This window comes from Candidatus Arthromitus sp. SFB-mouse-Japan, from assembly GCF_000270205.1.
GTDB lineage: Bacteria > Bacillota > Clostridia > Clostridiales > Clostridiaceae > Dwaynesavagella.
Genome location: NC_015913.1, coordinates 59,965 through 83,790, shown reverse-complemented (window position 1 = coordinate 83,790; position 23,826 = coordinate 59,965). Strand labels below are relative to the sequence as shown.

Sequence of the window (23,826 nt, the reverse complement as noted above, 5' to 3'; positions counted from 1 at the left end):
ATATATTAAGATGTTAAAAAATTTAAGAGGACAGCATTTTTACTGTCCTCTATTAAAATAAATCATTTATAGAATATATCAAATCTCCTAAGAATGAAAAATTATTTCTATAAATACCTATCTCAACTAATAATAAATCCATTAAACTATTTAAAGATTTATCAGACTTATTAAAGTTTAATGAATCATCATCATTTATCCATTTAACATCAAATCTATAATCATCATAAAATCCTTTTAACTCATTACTTGATATCTCATCAAAAAATCTTTTCCATCTATTATAATAAAGAGTTCCTACGATATCATAAAAATCAGTATTTGCATAGTCTCTAAGCCCACCATCTTCAGAAACTAATTTATCATACCATGTAGTTAATATCATTTTCTTATTATATTTTAAGGTATCTTTAAAATAATCATCATAATCTAAAGCATCCAACTTATTAATTATTTTTTGGAGACTTTTTTTATCATTATACGATAATATATTTGCTTGTAATAAAATAAGATTTAAAAATTTCTTGGATATCAATTGCAAATACTTAATATTACCATTATTATAATATTCTTGTATAATCTGATAATACTCGCTTGCCAAATTAATTATAACTTCACTTGCTATATCAATCAAATCAATTATATATCCTTCATTATCTTTGAATTCATCATACTTAGAAATATAAATTTCAATAACTCTCTCTAACTTCCTGGAATCATAATTTTTATGAATAGTTCCCCACTTAGACGCACTATTAATTTCTAGAGAAGGCCTAGCATTTATGACTGACTCTGAAGCTCCTTCATGATAAATATCAGTTACCGGATTATAAACTGTATCTAACAAAATATTAAACGCTACCAATAAATCTCTATCACTTTTCCCATATCTATTCTTTAAATATCTTTTTACAAATTCATCCATATTAACTTCATCTGAAAATATTAATTCAGTTGAAAGTTCATCGATAAAATTATTAAATCCAACACCTTCAGAGGTATTTGCTATTCCACTTAAATAATCTGAATTATACTTTGCATCATAAAACTGCCTTAATAAATGATTTGAATGACCATACAAGCCATTTCTTCCTCCAAAATTATTTAATATACCAAATATCCAATTTGAATTATCAAACTCCTTATTATCCCATGACATATAATTAAACTTAGATATTCCCTTCCATCTAGTATTTAACTGAGAGTGTAAATCCAATATCAATATATTATCTTTATTAAGATTCTCTATACTCTCTGATGAAGGATTATGAGCCCAAGACTGTATGATCCATACAGAATCTTCTCCAGTATTATTTTTAAGCAAGCTTAAAACTCTATTTGATAACTCTCCTGCATCATATCCATATAAATTAGCCCCTTCATGAAACAAATCGCCTGCGAAATATTTAGATTTACCAAGTAATTCTCTCTGTTTCTCGTAATATACACTACTAATAAATTCTACGTTATTATTATTAAAATCCAACCTATCTGGTCCCTTTATTTTACTCCAATATCCTCCATTTATAACATTAACCCCACTATTTTCTTTGTAAGGGAAATATCCTATAAACATCTGATGTATAGGTTCTATTCCAACTTCAAGCATCCTTTTTTGAATATCTATAGAAAGTTTAGCTCTATCCTCAAACCACTTAGGTGTTAATTCACCTCCAACAGCACTTATATTTCCCATAAATTGCCACGGCAAATATATTGGAGAAGTTAAATAATTCACTATTTCAAAGAAACTAAACCCAAATTCTTTTAAAAATCTTCTAACAACCTCTTCATGACCAACTAAATTTAATGCCATATTGAAACCATTTAAAGCCATCCAGTCAATTTCTCTTTCCCACTCATCAAACGTCCAATAAGCCATAGTATATCCATAAGCTACGTAATTATAATTATATCTGTACTTCATATCTATACTTTTTTCTATTACACCCTCTATTTGAGGTAAAGGTAATGTAACCTTTATCTTAGAATTACCAAACCTTTCAAATGTTTGTTCCAAGTAATGCTCAAAATAGTAATTAAGAGCAACACTTATAGAATTAATATTATTACCTTTAAGTATCACTTTATCATTTTCTGTATATATAACAAAATAATCCTTACCTTTATCATCAGGCAAGAGAGATAAATCAAAAAAATTTACATACTCTTTTCCTAATGTCCTAGATATTAAACCATTAATCGCATCTTTATAATATACATCTTCCATTTGAAACTTATATTCATTTATAACCGGCTCATCTTTCTCTATCTCTACATTACTAATCCTATTTCCATCTTTGTTAAAAAAATTAATATCCTTTATATGTACATAATCTTCACTATTACTACTTAAAACTCTCAATCTTACATAAATATCCTTTATATCAACATAAGCTACCTCAGTATTTGAGTCTATAATTTCCCTATCAAGTGCAACTTCGTTATACGTATATCCATCGTTACTGGAATATATTTTATATTTATAATCAAACTCAGTATCATCAAAAACCAATTCTATACCACTTACTCCACTATGATTTTCTAATTTAAATTCTAAATAATTAGTAAAATCAGGTAATGTAAAATATGTATCGATATTATCATCCAACAAATTATTTATGTCTTGCTTAAATTCATGTATATAATCAGTATTAACAAAATTTATTGCTTGAGATACAGTATATTCAAAACAAAAGATAAACAACATCATCAAAAATATACACGAGATCCTCTTAACAATTTTCATAAAATATATCTCCAAAAAACATTAATGGCATTTTTAAAATGCCATTAATATACTTTTCTATATATAATAATATTTTTATATTTTTCATTCTAATCCTAAACTTATAAATAATGCTTTATCCACCTTCTTCATATCACTTTTAGTCATATGACCTATTTTTTCCTTAAGTCTTTTTTTATCTAAAGTCCTTACCTGTTCTAGCAAAACTACAGAATCTTTATTTAATCCATATTCTTCAGACGAAATTTCAACATGAGTAGGTAACTTAGCTTTATTGATCTGGGAAGTTATTGCTCCAACTATAACAGTAGGACTATACTTATTTCCTATATCATTTTGAATTATTATAACAGGTCGTATCCCTCCCTGCTCAGACCCTATAACAGGACTCAAGTCAGCATAAAATATGTCTCCTCTTTTTACTACCATTGTAGTCATCTAAACTATCACTCTCCGAAAGCCTTATCTCATATTTAACTAATTCTTCAAAAGCTGATAAAAATCCATATTCAGATAATTCTATATTTATATCTCCCATACATTCATATCCTTTTCTTATAGTTCTCCAATTCCTATTTCTAATAAATATTAATATGCTATTCTTCAAATTTATGCTACATTTTTGTTCTAATTTAACATTTCTTACACGTGGCTTAGAGAATGGTCTTTTATATATACTCACCTAGAAGTACCCCCATAATTATAAATTACAATTATAGCTCATTTCTATCTAATTACGTACTTCTTTAATTATATACTATCTTCTAATTTTTTACAACTTTATAGAACTTTAGTTAATAAAAGTTCTAATAATACCCTTCTCTAATATATTTTATCTTATTATCCTCCAAATAAACTCTAGGAACCTTCCTACGTATACCACATAATACCTCATAGCAAATAGTATTACCATACCTAGCTATTTCATGTGCATCTATATTCTTTTCTCCACTACTACCTATCAATATAACGTCATCAAACAATTTAATATTAATAATATTTGTAATATCAATCATACAATGATCCATACATATACTACCAACAATATTAGCAAACTCATTATTAACTATTACTCTTCCCTTATTAGACAAATATCTAGGATATCCATGACCATACCCAATGTTTAAAGTAGCAATATAACTTTCTTTATCAACTCTATATGTCTTACCATATCCTATATATTCACCTTTATTAGCCTTCTTTATATGTACAACTTTAGCCTTTAGACTCATAACAGGTTTAAGTTCTTCATAATTTTTACCCATACTATATCCATATAGCGAAAGTCCTGGTCTTATATATTCAATATCATCAAATCTATAATTTAGACTTCCCTCACTATTGCATATATGTTTATATTTAATATCTAGTTTTAATTTTGATAAATTATTACAAAACATTTTAAATAATTTATATTGATTAACTGTGTAATTCTTATCCTCTCCCCCCGCATCCGAAAAATGAGAGTATACACCTTGAATATCAATTAAGGGATTACTACATATATTATTTACAATTTTAAAATTTTCATCGCTTGCAATTAATCCCACTCTTCCCATTCCAGTATCAACCTTTATATGTACCTTCAATCTCTTATTTATTCTAGACAATTTTTCTAAAATTATATTAGCATATTCAAAACTTGATACTGTTTGTGTAAGATCATTTTTTATTAAATCATCTATATTTTCAGCAGGCGTAATTCCAAATACTAAGATAGGAACCCTAACCCCAAATTTCCTTAATAAAATACCTTCATTTATGTCTCCAACAGATAATATTTGAATTCCATTATCTATAAATTTATTTGCAACTTCAATAATTCCATGAGCATAAGCATCATCCTTAATAACAGGTATAATCTTATTATTACCATTAATATTTTGGATGAATTTTAAATTTTTAACTAAATTATCTAAATTTACTTCCGCATAAACATTATAATTAATTCTCATAATTCCTCCTAAATCTCAATAGCTAATATTCAAATAACTGTAAGTCAATTTCCTCTAAAACCTCAAACGTTAGATATTCTATTAAAATTCTAATATTCCCTTTAATATCAAATATTTCAAGCCTAATAGGAGAAAGCTTCTCTCCATCCAAATATAAAGTTGCAGAATTTATATTAAGATTGTTAATAGGAAGATTTACCTTAGCTCCATAAATATCAATTTTTTTGTTTCCATCATCATAAAATTCTTTAAAATACTCAACTTGATCCATTGAATAAATTAGTTTTATATATTCATTTAAAAAACTATATTTATATACTTCATCAAAATTTTCTTCTAAAAAATACTTCTTCTTATTTTTTAAATCCTCTACAAATATTTTATCATCTGCATATATGTATATGCGTTCCTCTTCCAAATCTAGTCTATAACTTCCATTATAACAACTATACTGCCTCAAAAATATACTCTCTTCATTTCTCTCATTTTTAAATGTAATCCTTACATCAGATGTATAATTTTTAATTCCCTTAACATAATCAAAAGCTTGCTCAGAATTTTCTATTTTTATAGGTTTACAAGAAACTAAAATAAATAGAAATAATATAGAAAATATAATATTCCTTTTCAAAATAAGTACATCCCTTCTAAAAAATTTATAGATAATACTTATTCAATCCATTTTTTTTTATTACTTATTAATATTCTTTATACTAAATTTCTAAAATAATAAATGATATAACATAATCTCTCTCATTAGATATAGTCACATTAATATTTATATTTATAAACTCCTTCAAGCTATTTAGCAATCTTAAATAAGGCCTTCCATCTTTATCCCTTAACACCTCTATATCTTTAAAACTAAACTTTTTAAATTTATGTGATATAGATTTAAAAAAGGCTTCTTTAACACAAAGGTTAGAAGCTATTTTCTTTACATAATTTTTTTTATTTTTCTGATTATTAAACATACATATTTCATTACCAGTAAAATACTTATCTAAAAATTTATTATATCTTAAAAGCGACTCCACTCTACGTATACTTAAGATATCACACCCACTACCTACTATCAAAACTCTACCTCAAACAAATATCTACACTTTCTCTTTAAACCTTATTTTAGAATTAATCCTAAAAGACGCACTTATATTATCTTCTAGAATATCAATTAAATGGAATGGGGATACTAGCTGTTTGTGAAAAGTTCTACAAATTTCTCTAACAAATTCTAAATTACAACTTATAATTTCAACTTTTTCACTATCAGTTATCTGTTGTCCATCCTTTTTTATCAAAATCTTATCTATTTGTATACCATATACCAATCTAGAATCCATATTACCTTCAATATCTATTGTAACTTCCGTTTCAATCACTTTATAATAATACTCAATTATCTCACTTAAACTATATTCTCTTCCCTTCAAAACTTCAATTACTTTCATAAATAATACCTTCCTAACAAATAATATAACATAACAAAATTCTATCACAATATTTTTTGGGAATTTGTCATTATTCCAAAATTTTTTATATAAAAATAATATTTTTAAACGACAATTATCGCAATTATATATATTTTTTTGTTTTTATCCCCTAATTAGAAAATAATATTTTGACTAAAATATTATTTAAAATTTATAATATTATACATAAACTTAATTATATAAATTTATTTTAAAATAAAAAGAAGGGATTTAAATATGAGAAGCTATAAAATCCAAGATGATTTACTATGGGTAGGTGCCCTCGACCCAGAACTTAGAGTGTTTGATATAATAATGAACACGCCTTACGGTACAACGTATAATTCATATGTGGTTACAGGTACTGAAAAAACTGCTATTTTTGAGACTGTCAAAGCTCAATTTTTCGATCAATATATTGAAAGACTAAAAGAAACTAATATACATCTTGAAAAAATTGACTATTTAATAGTTAGCCATACTGAACCAGATCATGCAGGATCTGTTGAAAAAATGATAGATCTTTGTCCAAATATAACTATCGTAGCATCACCAACTGCCATAAAATATCTAAAAAAAGTTGCTAATAAAGATTTTAAATATCTAGAAGCAACCCAAGATTCAGTAATATCTCTAGGTGATAAAACTCTTAAATTTATATCTGCTCCATTTTTACATTGGCCAGATACTATATACACATATATTGAAGAATTAAATACTCTAATAACTTGTGATTCATTTGGAGCTCATTATTGTACAGAAAATATTTTTGATGACTCCGTTGAAAATTATGAAGATTATATGGATGCACTAAAATACTATTATGACTGCATATTCGGACCATTCAAATCATTTATGCTTAAAGCTCTAGATAAGATTAAAAAATTAGAAATAGATTATATTTGTCCGGGTCATGGTCCTATTTTAAGGAGAGATATACAAAAAATAATATCCTTATACAAAGCGTGGAGTACTCCTCAACCTAAAAATGAAAAGCCAAAAGTTGTTATATGTTACGTATCTGCGTATGGTTATACAGCAACTCTTGCCGAAACAATTTCAAAATCTATATGTGAAAATGATGACGTAGATGTAAAATTGTATGATGTTATAAGTCATGATAAAAACAAATTATTAGATGAAATAAATTCAGCGGATGGTTTATTGTTTGGTACACCAACAATAAATTCAGATATGCTAGAACCTATTCGTGATTTATTAACACATTTAAATCCAATAATCCACGGTGGAAAAGTCGCTGCAGCCTTTGGTTCTTATGGATGGAGTGGAGAGGGTGTTCCTAATACTGAATCTAGGCTTAAAGAATTAAAAATGAAACTTCTAACCCCATCCCTTAAAATAAATTTCAAACCGTGTGAAGAAGATTTAAAGGATGCTTATAATTTTGGACGTGCGTTTAAAGAAAAATTATTTATATCTATTAATAAAAAATAAATATTAAAATAAATAATTATAAAAATTATTTATCCAAACAAAAAGGACCACCTTAACATAAAAGTGGTTCCTTTTTATATATTCAAAGATAAAAGTGATTTAATGCCTCTATATTTAAATATTTTATTGAACTTTTGTTTCAACCTTAAATTGATTTCTCACAAATTTAAAATCCTCAGCAACAACATCACTTATATATTTTTTATTACCGTCTTTATCTACATAAGATCCCATTCTAAGTCTTCCACCTACACTTATAAGATCTCCCTTATGCAGGTGTTTAAGAATAATCTCTCCTTTTTTACCCCAAAAAGAAACTGGTATAAAATCAGCTTTTCTCTCACCATCTGGTTCCTTATAATCTCTATTCACAGCTATAATTATCTTTATTAAAGCTTTTTGAGAATCTTCAATAATTCGTTGCTCAGGATCTTTAACGAGTCGCCCAACTAACAATATCTTATTCAATTTAAATGTTCCTCCTAATTACAAATAAATCCTTTTATATAAATTATTTCTAATTTCAGTAAGTTTATACAATTTTCAATATATTTTTAAGTATATAATTAATAATTTATATATGAGTATTTATTAACCTTATACCCATATTTTTCATGAAATATAGTGAAAACTTCGCTAATTCATCTCTCGGATGATTAATATCATCATATGTTTCTACCAAATTAACAGGAACTATTATATCAAGATTTTTATTTATGTGATTTAAATACGCCTTAAACGTTAAACAAAATTGTAATATACATATATCTGTGCAACACCCTGTAACTATAAAATTAAAATTATTCTCTATATAATCATTAAATACATTTGAAAAATTATATGAAAAAAATCCATTAGTTGAATTTTTATAAAGTATATAATCAAAATCTAGGTCTATTAATTCATCACAAAGTTCACTTTCTTTTGTACCATCTATACAATGAGCTGGATAAAGATTAAACTCACAATCACTATTTCCATGATTATCATTTATGGCAATAATATTAGAAAATCTATTACTATAACCTCTTATATCTAATGCTATATTCGATATATATCTACTCTTTAAATTACCAATATCTGTAAATCCTTTAAGCATATCAATTATTATTAAAAGACTTTTATTATAATCAACTATTAAATCATTATCTAGCTCTATATCAATCATAAACTTACCTCTCTTTTAAATACCTTGTTAAATCTCTATTTATACTATTATCTCTTAATGCATAATCAATTGTTGCTTCCAAATATCCTAACTTATTTCCTATATCATACCTAATTCCTTCAAAATCATAAGCATATACCTTTTCATTTGTAAGCAATTTTAATATAGAATCAGTCAATTGTATTTCTCCACCTTTACCTACCAAACCTTCCTCTAAAAACTCAAATATACTGGGACTTATTATATATCTACCAAGAATAGCTATGTTACTTGGAGCATGATCTACATGAGGTTTTTCAATTAAATTTTTAACCTCATATAAATCCTTATAAACTTCTACACCATCAATAATACCATACTTATCTACATCTTTAAAATCAACCTTTTGAACTCCTATCACACTTCCCCCATAATCATCATGTATATCTATCAATTGTTTCAAACAAGGTTTATTATCATTGTAAATTAAATCATCTCCAAGTAATACACAAAATGGATCTGAACCCACAAAAGCTTTAGCATGATATATTGCATGACCTAATCCCTTCTGCTCCTTTTGTCTAACAAAACTTATATTAGCCATATTAGATATATCTTTAATTATATTTAACATTTCATAATTTCCAGATAACTCTAAAACATTCTCCAATTCTTTAAAATTATCAAAATAATCTTCAATACATTTTTTATGTTTACTCGTAACGAATAATATATCTGTAATACCTGAATTAACCGCCTCTTCTACAATATAATGTATAGTCGGTTTATCTAAAATAGGTATCATTTCCTTAGGTACAGATTTAGTTATAGGTAAAAATCTAGTACCAAAACCTGCTATTGGAATTACCGCTTTTTTTATTAGTGACACATCAACATCCCCCTTTATTAAATCTCATATTCTAAATAACCCTTAATTCTCGATCTCATTCGTTCCTTATATAGAATAAATCCTTCGTTATTAAATTTTGCTATATTGATAACCATCCCAAAAATGGGTTTTATGACAGAATCAATAATTAGATAATCAAAAATCAAATTATTACCTCTTCGAAGTTTAACATGTTTCTTCAATGTTGCACCATATCCAAGTCCATATGAGTAAATTTTATTAATAGAATCCTTTTTATTTGGATGGTATATTATAAAATTATTTAAAAACATACCTTTATATCCTCTGTATAACAACTCTAAAACCATATCACTTTCTTCTCCTGATCCATATCTTCTTCCAACCCCAAGATTCTCGTCAAAAAATACATCATTTATATTTTTAACTCTTATAAATATAGACGGACTTATAACTGTTCTAAAAATATTCTTGCTAGTTATTTCAACATCTCTATTATACCATCTTAAATTAGCATCATCACCAGTTTCTTTATCCCTTAATCTAAAAGTTAAGAAATCTACATTTTTATTCTCTATAAAAAACTTATTTACAAAATCAAGTATACCCAAACTATATATACAATCATCATCTGGAAATGCAATAATATCCCCTTTAGCATATTTAATACCTACATTCCTTGCTAAAGATAATCCTTTCTCTTTTATTCTTATATGATTTATGTAAAATTTTTTCTTATAGGGTAATATTATATCCCCTAAAATATTCTCCTCATTTTGATCAACTATAATAAGTTCAAAATCAGTATAATTTTGTAAATCTATTGAATCTAAAAATATTCTTATTTCATCAAATCTACCCAATGTAGCCATTATTAAAGAAAATCTCATAATATACCACTCCTTAAAATAAAAAGGGCTAATTATTATTTAATAACTAACCCATTAAAATTACATATAGTCTTGCGCAAATCTTATATCTTGAGCATGTTTTTTAGATGAAACCACTATATAATCATCTGTTTCTACAATTATTAAATCATTAACATTATTTAACAAAATCTTCTTTTTTGTCAATATAGTATTATTATTAGATTTCATTAAAACTCCTGCAGAGTTTAAAACATTTCCATCTACATCTTTCTTACTATACCGATCAATACTAGACCAACTTCCAACATCATCCCAACCAAAATTACCCTCAATAACAAAAATATTATTATATTTTTCCATGACACTATAATCAATTGAAACGTTATCTGTTAAACTATAATTATCATTTACAAATGCATTACATTCATCTTGGTTAAGATAAAGAATTGGACTTAAAACCTTATATGTATTATTTAAAAATTTATCTATTAGATCCAAAATTAAATTTACATTCCAAATAAAAATACCACTATTCCAATAATAATTTCCTGCATCCAAATATTTTAAAGCAGTATCATAATCCGGTTTTTCCACAAACGAATTAACTTTATTTATCTTAGAAAAACTATTAAAATCAGAATTTATGTAACCATATCCAGTTTCTGGTCTGTCAGGTCTAATACCAAAAGTAATAATGCTTCTATCATTATTATATAAAAACTCATTAGCATCTAATATAGCATCTATAAAAACCTCCTCATCATTTATTAAATGATCTGAAGGTAATACTATAACATTACAATTATTAAACTTCTTTTTTACATATAAATTAGATAAACAAACACACGCTGATGTATTGCGAGATTCAGGTTCAACTATTATATTTTGAGGTAAAATACCATCTAATTGTTCTAAAACTAAATCTTTATATTTTAAACTAGTAGAAATAAATATTCTTTCTTTAGGCACAACTCTACTTATTCTATCATATGTCATTTTTATCATAGTCCTATCGCCTAAAAGGTTTAGAAATTGCTTGGGTTTTTCCTCCGTAGATAGTGGCCAAAATCGGGTTCCCTTACCACCAGCCATTATAATAGCACATAACATATATTTTAACATCTCCCCTATTAACTTGCTGTTTTATCACCAAACAGCACCCTAAAAGTCTTAATTATAAGAACTATATCCAATATCAAATTCCGTTCTTCAACGTACTTAATATCCAATTTCATCCATTCAATAAAACCAATAGAATTTCTTCCCATAACTTGCCAAAAACACGTTAATCCTGGTCTAACAACCAATTTGTCAAGCATCCATTTATCAAATTGCTTAACCTCTCTCGGTAGATTAGGTCTTGGCCCAACTAATGACATATCTCCCTTTAACACATTTATAAGTTGTGGTAATTCATCTAAACTAGTTTTCCTTATAAATCTCCCTATCCTAGTAACCCGCGGATCATGTTTTATTTTAAACATTGGTCCAGACATTTCATTTTTACTTTTTAGCTCTCTTAATATATCCTCTGCATTCTCAACCATAGATCTAAATTTATACATTTTAAAAATTTTACCATTTTTCCCAACTCTAGGTTGAGAAAATATAACTGGACCTTTAGAATCCGCTTTAACTAATAATGCTACAATTAATAAAATTGGAGATAAAATTATTAAAGATATCAGTGATACAATTATGTCTAAAGTCCTTTTTAATATTTCATAAATAATTGACTTTTTATATTTTTTATAAATTTGTATAAAATGAGTATCCATATTAACATCTAATAAATATATATTTTCCAATACAATCCCCCATTTAATACCTTATATATTAACGAAATAATTTTAACATATAATATTTTTATAGTCTATCAAAGCAAATTAAACTTTAAGTCTTAATTTCCTATTTATAATAAAAATTTGCATAAATATAACAAATGAAACCTGTATAAACTGTGAAATTATAATACCATTTATATTAAATATATTAGCTAATACCGGTATACATAATAAATATACAAGATTAGCGATTAACACAATATACATATTGTATTTTATACATCCCAAAGATAAAACCAAAGGATAAACTCCAACAAATGAAAATTTAAATATAATAAACGCCAAATAAAACATTATATTTCCTATAAATTTCTCACCATCTAATATCAAAATATTTATCCAAATTTTATAGGATACTCCCAAAAAAATAAAACATAATACTCCAAATAATACTATATAAAAAAATAACTTTTTAACTAAATTTAAGGAACTATATATATCACCTTCAGATATTTTAGTGCTTATTTCAGGATATATTATATTTACCAATGGAGACGCAATTTTCGCAATAATCCCTCCTATTTTCTCAATAACCTTATAAACACTTATAAATTCTATACCTATAAATCTATTAATTAAAAACGGGGTTAAATGACTCATTGGTACATCTAACGTCGTCATAAAATTACAATAAAAATTAAATTTCAAGAATTCATTATCCCATTTAATTCCAATTTTAAATATATTTTTAATATTTTTAATATTAAGTATATATTTTGTAACAGTAAATATAAAAACCATACTAACTATACTAAATATCAATTCAACCCATATAAAATATAACATACTTGATTTTATAAAGAATGATAATACATAAAAAATAAACTTAAATAAATTAACAACTACATTTATATATGAAGAATACTTAAATTTATCAAAAACCCTAATTATACCTATACTAGTTCCTGTTAAATTAAAGAGTATAGAAAATGAATATATATTGATTAATTTTATTAAACCCTTATCTAAATTAAATATATAAAACATTATTACTATAAACAAGTTACAAAATATAAATGAAATTATAGATGTTATAATGTCCAATACAAACCCTTGTTGAATATATTGTCTAATTTTACGTATATTATTTGATATTATATATTGTGGCAAAAACTTAATTATTGAATTAAATGATTGAAAATTAAATATGGCATCAAATACTAATACATATGATATAGCTAAATTTACATTAGAACTACCATTTAATCCTAAAACTCTAATCATTATGCTTAAATTAAGTAATGTCAATATAGATGAAAATCCATCTCCTAAAAAAACAATAACAAAATTTTTGATAATTTTATTATTAAACAACTTTTTAAAATCAACACTCATTTAAAATATTCCTTGCTTAAAAATTTATAATATCAAATATTTTCTTAACTACATTTACCCTACTAAATTCATAATCCTTCCTATTTATTCTAAAAATGTATTCATCTTTCAATTCTGGATTATTAATCACTTTTAATATACCTTGTTTTATTCCGTCCTTTGAATTATCAACTATTAATCCATATTCTCCATTTTTTAAAACCTCCCGAGCCCCAGCAGTATCTGTTGCTATACACATTTTTCCTAAATAAATCGATTCAGCTAAAACCAAAGAGAATGATTCAGAATAAGATGGCATTATTATATAATCACTAGATAATATATAGTCATAAACATTATATTTAAATGATATAAACTTTACATTACTACTTAAATTATTTTGAGAAACATATCTTTCCAAATCTTCTTTTAATGAACCATCTCCAAGAATAAAAAGAGTTATATCTTTGTATCCCATACTTAATATTTCCTCAAAAGATTTAATAAGTCTATCAACTGACTTTTCTATTTCAACTCTTCCCACATATGTTATTTTTGTTGTTTTATATTTATTAAATACATCATTAAATTTAATTTTTGTATAATTTTCTAAATTTTTATCTAATAAATTGTAAACTGTTTTTACGTTATCCGTAAATCCAAATTTATCTGAAAAAGATCTGGCACAAAGTTTAGAAACACAAACTATATCGTGAAATTTACTATAAAATTTCTTCTCTTCACCATAAGAAAACATCTTATTTGTCCAATGATAACTACCAAAATCAGCATGGACCCACGCTATTTTTTTACTATCAGATGATGATCCACTTATAAGCTTGGTTGGAAATCCTTCTAAGAATGAAATTTCAATGTCAAAATTTCCTCTAACAAACATTTTATACAAAACCTTAGAACCAAAAAAACTTAAAACTTTATTGGAAATTTTTTTGCCAAATAAAGTTCTAAATCCATATATGACTTTGATTTTACTTGGAATTTTATCTAAATAAATTCCTTCTTTTCTTAAAACTAAAAGAGTTACATTATAACCTTCATCAGCAAATAAATTCAATAAATTTATAAGAACTCTTTCAGCACCACCACCTTGCAAATTATAAATACAAATTAAAATCTTCTTCAGATTTGACACCCCTATACTAATTTAAAATCTTTTTTGTATTGTTAAACTTTAATATTTCCAAATTTTTATTAGTCAATATAGCATTTATCTCTCCACCCAATAGTATTATCATCGATGTTAAAAAAAGCCATATCATTAACACAATAACTGTTCCAATACTACCATAAAGCGTCGAAAAATTAGATAAATTGTTTACATAATACGTAAATCCCATAGATATAAGTATCCACCCTATTGTTGTAAATACAGCTCCGGGTAATACCCATCTAAGTTTCTTATCTCTAACAACTGGAACATAATAATATATCACAGCAAAAACTGTAACCATCAATGTTATTATAAATGTATACCTAATTAAATACCATGATTTCAATACTATATTCACATCCACATAGTCTACAAAAAATTTGACAAACAAATCCCCAATTATACCACCAAACACAACAAGTATTAACATTAATACAATTAACAAAACAAGTCCTATAGTATACAAAATAGAAAGTATTATCTTTACGATATAGTTTCTTGTATCAACCACATCATAGGCTTTATTAAGCCCTCTCATAACTGCTCTAAAACCTGCTGAACTAGACCATATACTCAAAAATAAGCTCAAAGACAATAATGACCCCTCTCTAGAGTCAATTACAAACTTTACAATATTATGAACTAAAAGATAAATTTCATCAGGTAGAAGTGTTTGCAAAAATATCAAAACTTGTTGACTATCTAATCTTAAAAAACCTATTACTGTCATTAAAAAAATTAAAAATGGAAAAAAAGCTAATACAAAACTATATGACAATTGTGCAGAAAGAGCTATCAATTCATCATCATCCATCTTTTTTATCAAAATACATATAAAAAATATGATCTTTTTAAATAATTTTTTCAAGATTTCACCCACTTCTATAAATGTATAACAAATATTTATTATATCACAATAGATAAAATTTTAATTTTTATATAACTATTAATAATAATATTTATTTATATTATAAAATTTATTGAACATAATATTTCTCATATAAATAATTATGGGGTGTTAATATGTACAGCTTAAAATATAAAATATTATTAATTTTCATAGTTTTACTAGGTTTTATAGGCTACTTTAACTATTTTTATGAAGATACCTTCCTAAAAAAAGAAAATGTTATTTCATTACAAAATGATATTCTAGGAATAGAAGAAAGTATTATAAATAAATTTAGTGATAAAAAAATTACTAATATAGCCCTATTTGGACTAGATTTTAGATATGAACATGAACCTAAAAGATCCGACTCCATAACGATAATAACAATAGATGAACAAAACAAAAAAATAAAATTAAATTCTATAATGAGGGATTCATTGGTATCAATTGATGGATTTGGAAATGATAAATTAAACCATGCATATGCTTTCGGTGGACATGAACTTGCCATTAAAACATTAAACAAAAATTATGGATTAAACATAAAGGATTACATAACAATTAATTTTTATAATGTACAGAAAATAATAGATTTAATTGGAGGAGTACCTATAGATATCAAATCTAAGGAAATACCTTATTTAAATAAATGTATACAAGAAATAAGTCATATTCAATCTAAGGAACCCACTTACATAACAAATGAAGGTCTTCAAACATTAAATGGTATACAAACTCTTTCTTACGCAAGAATTAGAAAAATAGGAAGAGATGATTACGAAAGAAATGAACGACAACAAAAAATACTCATGGCATTATACGAAAAAGCTAAGAGCATACCTTACAATGATTACTTTAAATTCATCAATATAGCATCAGAACTAATAGAAACCAATATAACAACAACAAAAGCAATTTCATTAGCTAAAAATATAATATTCAATAAAATTAATAATATTGAACAAATGCGTTTTCCCCTAGATGGGGATTGTAATGGTGAACTAATTAATAATATTTGGTACCTAAAATACAATAAAGAAAAAACCCAAGATATAATGCAAAAATATATATTTGAAGATATACACCCATATGGTGATTCACAAAAATCTAATTGTAAGTAAATATTTTTTAAAAGGTTGGGATGATTTTGAAAATATGTAGAAATTTTTTCGTAACAATCTCACTGTTACTCCTAAGCTGCGTAAAAACTAGTGCAATGACATCTAAAAATATTTTAACATTAACAACCAATATTAGTACCATAGATACAAATAAAGAATTCTACATTTACTTAAACTCAGAGAATATATCATCATTGTACACCATTACATTTGAATTAAAATTCAATCCAAATATAATGGAAATATTATATATAGAACCTGGAGAGTGCCTAAAAAATGATGAAATAGAATTTGGAGGTAACTATAAAAATATCGATAATAATACTAAAATAATAAAATTTTTCGAGACATTTGTCGGCATAAATAGCAGTAAAAATATCGAAGGAAAATGTGAATTAATTAAAATAAAAGCGAAATTACTTAGAGAATGTAAAATTCCTCTACAAATAATAAATACAAATGATGAACTATTTATTGGATCACCAAATATAAGAACTATTATGGTTGATAATCTATTAAATAAAATTGATTTTGAAAACACTATATCTTATATACAAACTAAAGAATTTAATAGTGATGACAATATTAAAATTTTTATATCAGATGTATACAAAAACACATTTTCAAGAATGCCTGAAGAATATGGATTCAATTATTGGTATAATAAACTCATTTCATATGAATATTCAGTACGCAATTTTATTTTAAATATTTTAAACGAAAAAGAATTTATAGATAAAAATTTATCTAATCAGGAATTCATAACATCTATGTACTCTATAATAGCCAATAGAAAGCCCGATCAAACTGGTTATAATTATTGGTTAAATATGCTTATGAGTTATCAAAATAAAATGGATCCTAAAACTGCCAAATCTCAAATTATACTTAGAATATGCAATGAAGCAGAATTATCAGAAAGAGCTAATAAGTTAAATTTAGATTTTTAAATAAAAAAATAGAAATGAGATCTACTCACTTCTATTTTTAACTATTAAATTCTTGATTTAACTTATCTATAGTTTTATTAGAAATTTCTCTCTTATTATACAAAGCCTCTCCTAGTGCTATATATATCCACACATAAATAAAATATGGTTCAGGTACAGATGTTACAAGAATTATTACACTAGTTAATATTAGATAGAAAACTGATCTATTATCTCCATCATTCCTAGTCTTAAACAAATATACAAATCTTGAAGTAAAATAATATATAATAGGAACTATTCCTATTAATCCAACTTGAGCACACCACATAGACAATAAATCATTCGAACGCAATGTTCCAAAACCAACACCTGTAAATAAATTTTTAAGAAAAATACCCATATGATATGAAAATAATTCCATTCTCGTACTACCTGAATCATCAAGACCCAATAGTTTAAGTCCCAAAATCAAAAATCTATGTCCAACTATCTTAAGTAAAATCAAAAAAATAGCTAATAAAATTATAGTTATTATTGTACTCTTAATCCTATTTTCCTTAATAAATTTATACACTTTATCCATTATAAAAGCTTGTATAAATTCCTTATTTTTCTTATTAAAAATTTCTCTTAAAAAATCAATGATTAACACTATAAATATTATAGCTATTGCTAAATAAAAACTTGAAGATCTATTTAACAAAGATGTAATTATAATCATAACAAATATAACTATATCAAACTTATGTAAATTTTTCTTTTTAAAACCATTTATTATATTTATAAAATAATACACACTTATTGGAGTTACAAAAAGTGCTAACATGGACGGCTCATTTGTAACAGAAGAAATCCTTGTAAGTCCAGTTTCCAAATACTGCACTAAATGAGAGTAATTTGTTCTAAATATTAAATCAAAATATATATGATTCATAAAAAATTGTAAAAATCCTAAAATAATTACTGCAAAAGATGTTACGTTAATCATTTTTTTAATATCAACCTTAATTTCATTTGTAAATACTATATAACTTGCTAAATATATTATAAATGCAAATAATAAATATATATATTGGGTTATATTTTGAGAAGAAAATGAAATATATGTAAATGGAGAATCCGGTGTAAATACTAATGTATTATTTGAATAAACAATTGGTAAAATAAGTGATATAGTAACATATACCATAAAATAGAATAATCCATTTAATATCTTTATCTTTTTTAAGGTGTATCTGCGTATTACCAATTCATATATAACCTTTAAAATTAAAAAACTTCCAACTATATAATAACAAAGCACAGAATTTCTTGATTTAGGAAAATTTATCATACTAGTTGCTGTAAAAGCTGATATAAAAAAAGTAAAATAGAAGAGTGTTCTAGTTCTTGTGAATAAAAACAAACATACCGTAATAATTAAAACAACTATTCCTATAAACGTAAAATACATTTTAAACTCCCTTCATAATCTCATTATATATCTTAATTGTCTCATTTGCACATTTTCTCCATGAATATTTATTTAACGTATAATTATAATCATAAGATTCATTTTGATTATTTGATTTAAAAATTCCATTTAATATACTTGAGAGATATTTATAATCTTTCGGTGGAAAATACTCAGAAGAGTCACCTAGAACTTCTTTAAGACATGTTACATCAGAAACAATAGTTCTTACACCATAACTCATAGCTTCAAGTGGTGGTAATCCAAATCCTTCATAAAGAGAAGGATAAACAAACACACTAGCATTTTTATACAAAAACTTCAACTCATCATCATTTACTTTTCCAGTAAAAACGATTCTATCAGAAAGATTCAAATCACAAACCAAGTAATGAATAGATTCATACATCCATCCATTACTCCCAGCAATAACTAACTTAATATTTTCTTTGTTATCTATTTCATTAAAAGCCTTAATAAGTGTATCTATGTTCTTTCGCGGAGAAATTGTGCTAACCGTTAAGATATATCTACATACAAGTAATTTTGATATTTTATCAGAAATATTTTTATCACATATGCTACTATTACTCAAATTATTAAATCCATTGTACACAACATTTACCTTTTTCTCTATACCTTTATAATATCTAAGCAATTCATTCTTTGTAAAATTAGTTATTGATATAATTTTATTAGCCTTTTTAACTGATAAATTAGTCATCATATTCTTCCAAATTAAAGTTTTCTTTGTAAAAACTCCAGTTAATGATTTAAAAGCTAAGTCATGTACTGTTATAACTATTTTTTTACTATTCAAAAATAAAGGCGACATACTATCCGGATAATGTAATATGCTACCCCTATATTTCTCAGAAATAAGCTTAGGTATATATACTTGCTCAAACAAATTTCTATCCTTAGAATTTTTTATATTCTTAAATATTATCAAAGATTTAGAATTAACAAACTCATAATCTTTAATATCCTCTTCTCTTACTATAATTTTAATATCATCTTTCAATTGAAAATATAACTCTTTAGATAATTCAAAACTATATCTACCAATACCTGCGCTAATAGACTTTTGAAGTGCATTAAATAAAATCATACGTCGTCTCCCAAATTAATGTATATTTTTATAGAACTACCCATTTTTTATTATTCTTAAATTCGTCTACCTTATCATATACAAAATTACTTATCTTATGTTTAAAAATATCTTCATCAAAACTTTCAGCATGAGCTCTTATTTCATTAGGATTAAATTCTATTTTACAAAACTTATCTATAGCTGATTTTAAAGAATTTACCGTGTGGTCTTCAAAAAACAAGCCTGTTTTTTCATCAATAATAGTCTCTAAGGCTCCTCCTTTGCCATATGCTATAACTGGAGTACCACTGCATTGTGCCTCTAATGATGTTATACCAAAATCTTCCTCACCTGGAAATAAAAAACCCCTAGCCTCTCCATAATATTTTTTCACGACATCATCTGGCTGCCTTCCAAGAAATTTTATATTATCTCGTTTAACTTTATTAACTAGTTTCTCTTTCAATGGTCCATCACCTATAATTACCAAAGGTATATTGAGATCATTAAAAACTTCAATGGCTAGATCTACCCTCTTATATTCCTGTAGTCTAGATACTATTAAAAAATAATCTTGTTTTTTTTCACACGCTTTGAAAAATTTACTCCTTACAGGTGGATGTATGACAACACTCTCTCTTCTATAGTGTTTCCAAATTCTATTCGCCACATTTTTAGAATTGGCAATAAAATAATCCACTCTATTAGATGAAGCATTATCCCAAATCCTCATGTAATTCATTATGTATTTTATAATACTTTTTTTAAATTTACCTAAATTTTCTATATACTCATAATAAAATTCCCATCCATACCTCATAGGCGAATGACAATAACATATATGACAAGTATTTGGATTAGTTACAACCCCTTTAGCACACGAAGAACTACTACTTAATACAACATCATACTTGTTTAAATCAAATGTTTCAAATGCTGTTGGCATTAATGGCAAAAATTTTCTATGATCTCTTCGTGCAGATTTTAAATTTTGAAGAAAAGATCCATATATATTCGCATCCTTAAGTATACCTTCTAAATTATCTCTATTATAAACACTAGTATATATCGGAGCGTCTTCGAATACTTCTAAGAAATTTGTGATAACTCTTTCAGCCCCTCCCATAAACGGTAACCAATCATGCACTAAAGCAATATTCATAAATTCACTCCTATTTTTTCCATTTAATCCTAGTATTCTCTATTATAATAAAAAATAAAATATATTTCATAAAAATGTTGATATTTTTTATTATTTTATGTAAAAGTATAGTAATTAGTTTAAAATAAATATCATGTTTAACTCAACTATACTTAAGGAGACATTTGAATGATATCGAAAAAACAACAATCAAATATAACTCTTATTGAATTCAGTTATTTAAGAGGATTTGGTATATTCTTAGTTGTACTTGGCCACTCATTTCCATACATAAAAGACATAAATACACCAATATATAACTATATTCATTCTCTTATTTATTCATTTCATATGCCATTATTTTTTATGATCTCTGGTTTTTTTGCAAATAAACTTTTTAAAATAAAATCCTTAAAAGATTTTAAATCATTTATTTTATCTAAATTTAAAAAACTACTAATACCTTATTTTATAATAAGTACATTAACTATACCTATAAAACTCATTTTAAATAAATTTTCAGAAAGACCTTTAGTACTCTCTGAAACTATAAAAGATATACTATTTTTCCCTTGGAATAACCCTATAATATTTTTTTGGTTCATATATGTACTATTCTTTATGTTTCTATTTGCCCCAGTATTAATAAAAATAAATAAATATTTAGTGCTAACAATACTACTTGCTATGTCAATCTTAACTATAGATAACATAGAGTTTTTGGCTATATCTACCATATTAAAATATTATATATTCTTCTTTATAGGACTCTACATATATCCAGTATACATGAATTATAGAAATAAAATTTTAAATATTAATCTAAAACAATATAGAAATATACTATTTATACTAATACCACTTATCTTATTCTTATTGAATTTTAACATTGATTACAATTCATTAAATGTATTTTATAAATATTTAACAAATATTTTATTTATTTTAAAGAGCCTATTGGGAATATATGTATCTTTTATAATATGTATATTACTCTATAAATTTAGACATATTAAGCTAGTATCAAATACATTTGATACTCTAAATAAGTATAGTTTTGATATCTATTTATTATCTTGGTTTCCACAAATATTCACAAGAATACTATTACTCCAATTATTAAATTTAAATTATAACCTTGTAGTTATAATATCATTCTTAATAGGATTTTCTCCTATTATTGTAAGTAAATTTATCCTTAGAAAATCCAATATATTGAAAAAATTTATATTAGGTATATGAATTATATAAATAAGTTTTATTTATGCTATATTTATGATATACTTTAACAATTAATTGATTATTAGAGGTAAGTCAAATGTTCAATAATATTCCAAAAGATACCAAAAAAATAATTAGGCTATCGACATATGTACTTATTATTATTATTTTATTCATAGGTGGATTCTTTACAGGCAAAAGCTTAAAACTTTTATCAAAAATTGCTCCTGAAACTCAACTAGATAAGAGTTCTATAGGACTAGATGATACAATAATGGATTCAGAATTTCTAAACAATAAAATTATAACTCTTGCTTTATTCGGATTAGATAGAAGATCAAAAGATGAAATACCAAGATCTGATGCAATAATGCTTATTACAATTGACACCTCAAGAAAAAAAATTAAACTTATATCTGTAATGAGAGATCTTTATGTAAATATAGATGATGTTGGAAAAGACAAATTGAATCATGCCTATTTTTATGGAGGACCCTCATTGTCTCTCAAAACACTTAATGATACATTTAATATAAATGTTGAAGATTACATCTCAGTGGATTTTTTCAGTTTACCTAATATTATAGATGACCTAGGTGGAATTGAATTAGATATAAAAAAATATGAAATAGATAACTTAAATCAATACATAAAGGAAAATCAATATTTATTAAATATCTCTGGAGAACATGTAATAAAGGAAGAAGGTCTTCAAATACTTTCTGGAATACAGGCGCTTTCATATGCCCGCATAAGAACTGCTGGAGACGGAGACTTTGAGAGAACAGAAAGACAAAGAAAAGTAATAATGGCAATGATAGAGAAAGCCCAATCAATTTCACCATTAAAACTATCAAAATTATTGGAAAAAAACATAGATGCCATAGAAACTAGCTTATCATTAAATAAAATACTTTCAATTGGTGCAAACTTACTTTTAAACAAATATACAATTGAACAAGTTCGTATTCCTTTTGAAGGAGATTATGATGATGGTGGTAAAATTATAAATGATATTTGGTATCTGACTTTCGATAGAAACAAGACAATGGAAAAATTACAAAATTATATTTACAATGATATATTATATTCAGAATAAAACTATGTAAAATTACATAGTTTTATT

At 25.3% G+C, this 23,826-nt stretch carries 24 protein-coding genes; 5 read left to right on the top strand and 19 right to left on the bottom strand.

Annotated elements, in window-relative coordinates:
• Nucleotides 1-52: 52 nt before the first annotated feature.
• The 7 genes from SFBM_RS00405 to SFBM_RS00375 form a co-directional block, all read right to left on the bottom strand.
• Nucleotides 53-2,749: an alpha-N-acetylglucosaminidase TIM-barrel domain-containing protein gene (locus SFBM_RS00405; RefSeq protein WP_014017792.1), complete on the bottom strand. Its 2,697-nt coding sequence runs from the start codon at nucleotides 2,747-2,749 to the stop codon at nucleotides 53-55.
• A gap of 84 nt (nucleotides 2,750-2,833) precedes the next feature.
• Nucleotides 2,834-3,187, bottom strand: coding sequence for a type II toxin-antitoxin system PemK/MazF family toxin (locus tag SFBM_RS00400; RefSeq protein ID WP_005807620.1), 354 nt, complete (start codon nucleotides 3,185-3,187; stop codon nucleotides 2,834-2,836).
• A complete protein-coding gene (locus SFBM_RS00395; RefSeq protein WP_005807621.1) occupies nucleotides 3,144-3,431 on the bottom strand; it encodes a hypothetical protein in 288 nt (95 codons plus the stop codon). The genes SFBM_RS00400 and SFBM_RS00395 overlap by 44 nt, the downstream gene beginning before the upstream one ends.
• 124 nt (nucleotides 3,432-3,555) lie before the next feature.
• Nucleotides 3,556-4,704, bottom strand: a complete 1,149-nt coding sequence (gene alr, locus SFBM_RS00390; RefSeq protein WP_005807622.1) for an alanine racemase — start codon at nucleotides 4,702-4,704, stop codon at nucleotides 3,556-3,558.
• A 22-nt stretch (nucleotides 4,705-4,726) separates the two neighbouring features.
• On the bottom strand, nucleotides 4,727-5,335 hold the full coding sequence (locus SFBM_RS00385) for a germination lipoprotein GerS-related protein (RefSeq protein ID WP_005807623.1): 609 nt from the start codon (nucleotides 5,333-5,335) through the stop codon (nucleotides 4,727-4,729).
• Between the two features lie 82 nt (nucleotides 5,336-5,417).
• Complete coding sequence (gene acpS / locus SFBM_RS00380) at nucleotides 5,418-5,783, bottom strand: holo-ACP synthase (protein WP_005807624.1); 366 nt, start codon at nucleotides 5,781-5,783, stop codon at nucleotides 5,418-5,420.
• 21 nt (nucleotides 5,784-5,804) lie between these two features.
• Nucleotides 5,805-6,155: a DUF6514 family protein gene (locus tag SFBM_RS00375; protein ID WP_005807626.1), complete on the bottom strand. Its 351-nt coding sequence runs from the start codon at nucleotides 6,153-6,155 to the stop codon at nucleotides 5,805-5,807.
• A 258-nt stretch (nucleotides 6,156-6,413) separates the two neighbouring features.
• Between SFBM_RS00375 and SFBM_RS00370 the strand changes: the two genes are divergently transcribed.
• Nucleotides 6,414-7,631, top strand: a complete 1,218-nt coding sequence (locus tag SFBM_RS00370; protein WP_005807627.1) for an FprA family A-type flavoprotein — start codon at nucleotides 6,414-6,416, stop codon at nucleotides 7,629-7,631.
• 123 nt (nucleotides 7,632-7,754) lie between these two features.
• Here SFBM_RS00370 and SFBM_RS00365 read toward each other — a convergent pair whose 3' ends face one another.
• The 9 genes from SFBM_RS00365 to SFBM_RS00325 all read right to left on the bottom strand — a co-directional run bounded on the left by SFBM_RS00365 (nucleotide 7,755) and on the right by SFBM_RS00325 (nucleotide 15,715).
• Nucleotides 7,755-8,099 (bottom strand): single-stranded DNA-binding protein, encoded by a 345-nt coding sequence (locus tag SFBM_RS00365; RefSeq protein ID WP_005807628.1) that lies wholly within the window; start codon nucleotides 8,097-8,099, stop codon nucleotides 7,755-7,757.
• 106 nt (nucleotides 8,100-8,205) lie between these two features.
• Nucleotides 8,206-8,799, bottom strand: coding sequence for a cysteine hydrolase family protein (locus SFBM_RS00360; protein ID WP_005807629.1), 594 nt, complete (start codon nucleotides 8,797-8,799; stop codon nucleotides 8,206-8,208).
• A 4-nt stretch (nucleotides 8,800-8,803) separates the two neighbouring features.
• Nucleotides 8,804-9,667 carry a UTP--glucose-1-phosphate uridylyltransferase GalU gene (galU, locus tag SFBM_RS00355; protein WP_005807630.1) on the bottom strand — a complete coding sequence of 288 codons (864 nt, stop codon included), beginning with the start codon at nucleotides 9,665-9,667 and terminating at the stop codon, nucleotides 8,804-8,806.
• Between the two features lie 17 nt (nucleotides 9,668-9,684).
• Nucleotides 9,685-10,536 (bottom strand): glycosyltransferase family A protein, encoded by an 852-nt coding sequence (locus SFBM_RS00350; RefSeq protein ID WP_005807631.1) that lies wholly within the window; start codon nucleotides 10,534-10,536, stop codon nucleotides 9,685-9,687.
• Nucleotides 10,537-10,596: 60 nt separating this feature from the next.
• Complete coding sequence (locus tag SFBM_RS00345; protein ID WP_007439789.1) at nucleotides 10,597-11,628, bottom strand: mannose-1-phosphate guanylyltransferase; 1,032 nt, start codon at nucleotides 11,626-11,628, stop codon at nucleotides 10,597-10,599.
• A 20-nt stretch (nucleotides 11,629-11,648) separates the two neighbouring features.
• Complete coding sequence (locus SFBM_RS00340; RefSeq protein WP_005807634.1) at nucleotides 11,649-12,326, bottom strand: sugar transferase; 678 nt, start codon at nucleotides 12,324-12,326, stop codon at nucleotides 11,649-11,651.
• 78 nt (nucleotides 12,327-12,404) lie between these two features.
• The gene (locus tag SFBM_RS00335; RefSeq protein ID WP_005807635.1) at nucleotides 12,405-13,697 is read right to left on the bottom strand and encodes an oligosaccharide flippase family protein; all 1,293 of its coding nucleotides are present in this window, start codon (nucleotides 13,695-13,697) and stop codon (nucleotides 12,405-12,407) included.
• Between the two features lie 16 nt (nucleotides 13,698-13,713).
• On the bottom strand, nucleotides 13,714-14,829 hold the full coding sequence (locus SFBM_RS00330; RefSeq protein WP_005807637.1) for a glycosyltransferase: 1,116 nt from the start codon (nucleotides 14,827-14,829) through the stop codon (nucleotides 13,714-13,716).
• A 7-nt stretch (nucleotides 14,830-14,836) separates the two neighbouring features.
• Nucleotides 14,837-15,715, bottom strand: a complete 879-nt coding sequence (locus tag SFBM_RS00325; RefSeq protein ID WP_007441285.1) for a YihY/virulence factor BrkB family protein — start codon at nucleotides 15,713-15,715, stop codon at nucleotides 14,837-14,839.
• Nucleotides 15,716-15,870: 155 nt separating this feature from the next.
• Between SFBM_RS00325 and SFBM_RS00320 the strand changes: the two genes are divergently transcribed.
• Both SFBM_RS00320 and SFBM_RS00315 read left to right on the top strand, forming a co-directional pair.
• Nucleotides 15,871-16,860 carry an LCP family protein gene (locus SFBM_RS00320; protein WP_005807640.1) on the top strand — a complete coding sequence of 330 codons (990 nt, stop codon included), beginning with the start codon at nucleotides 15,871-15,873 and terminating at the stop codon, nucleotides 16,858-16,860.
• A gap of 20 nt (nucleotides 16,861-16,880) precedes the next feature.
• On the top strand, nucleotides 16,881-17,810 hold the full coding sequence (locus tag SFBM_RS00315) for a DUF4214 domain-containing protein (protein WP_007440577.1): 930 nt from the start codon (nucleotides 16,881-16,883) through the stop codon (nucleotides 17,808-17,810).
• 37 nt (nucleotides 17,811-17,847) lie between these two features.
• On the opposite strand, the gene SFBM_RS00310 is transcribed toward SFBM_RS00315, so the two are convergent.
• Genes SFBM_RS00310 through SFBM_RS00300 form a run of 3 tightly spaced genes read right to left on the bottom strand, consistent with a single transcriptional unit; the run spans nucleotide 17,848 to nucleotide 21,500 of the window.
• Nucleotides 17,848-19,245: a hypothetical protein gene (locus SFBM_RS00310; protein ID WP_007440576.1), complete on the bottom strand. Its 1,398-nt coding sequence runs from the start codon at nucleotides 19,243-19,245 to the stop codon at nucleotides 17,848-17,850.
• Nucleotide 19,246: 1 nt separating this feature from the next.
• Nucleotides 19,247-20,356, bottom strand: coding sequence for a glycosyltransferase family 4 protein (locus SFBM_RS00305; protein WP_005807644.1), 1,110 nt, complete (start codon nucleotides 20,354-20,356; stop codon nucleotides 19,247-19,249).
• A 28-nt stretch (nucleotides 20,357-20,384) separates the two neighbouring features.
• Nucleotides 20,385-21,500: a glycosyltransferase gene (locus tag SFBM_RS00300; RefSeq protein ID WP_005807645.1), complete on the bottom strand. Its 1,116-nt coding sequence runs from the start codon at nucleotides 21,498-21,500 to the stop codon at nucleotides 20,385-20,387.
• 168 nt (nucleotides 21,501-21,668) lie between these two features.
• Between SFBM_RS00300 and SFBM_RS00295 the strand changes: the two genes are divergently transcribed.
• Together SFBM_RS00295 and SFBM_RS00290 are read left to right on the top strand one after the other, a co-directional pair.
• Nucleotides 21,669-22,721 (top strand): acyltransferase family protein, encoded by a 1,053-nt coding sequence (locus tag SFBM_RS00295; protein WP_014017791.1) that lies wholly within the window; start codon nucleotides 21,669-21,671, stop codon nucleotides 22,719-22,721.
• A gap of 76 nt (nucleotides 22,722-22,797) precedes the next feature.
• The gene (locus tag SFBM_RS00290; RefSeq protein ID WP_014017790.1) at nucleotides 22,798-23,799 is read left to right on the top strand and encodes an LCP family protein; all 1,002 of its coding nucleotides are present in this window, start codon (nucleotides 22,798-22,800) and stop codon (nucleotides 23,797-23,799) included.
• The last annotated feature ends 27 nt before the right edge of the window (nucleotides 23,800-23,826 follow it).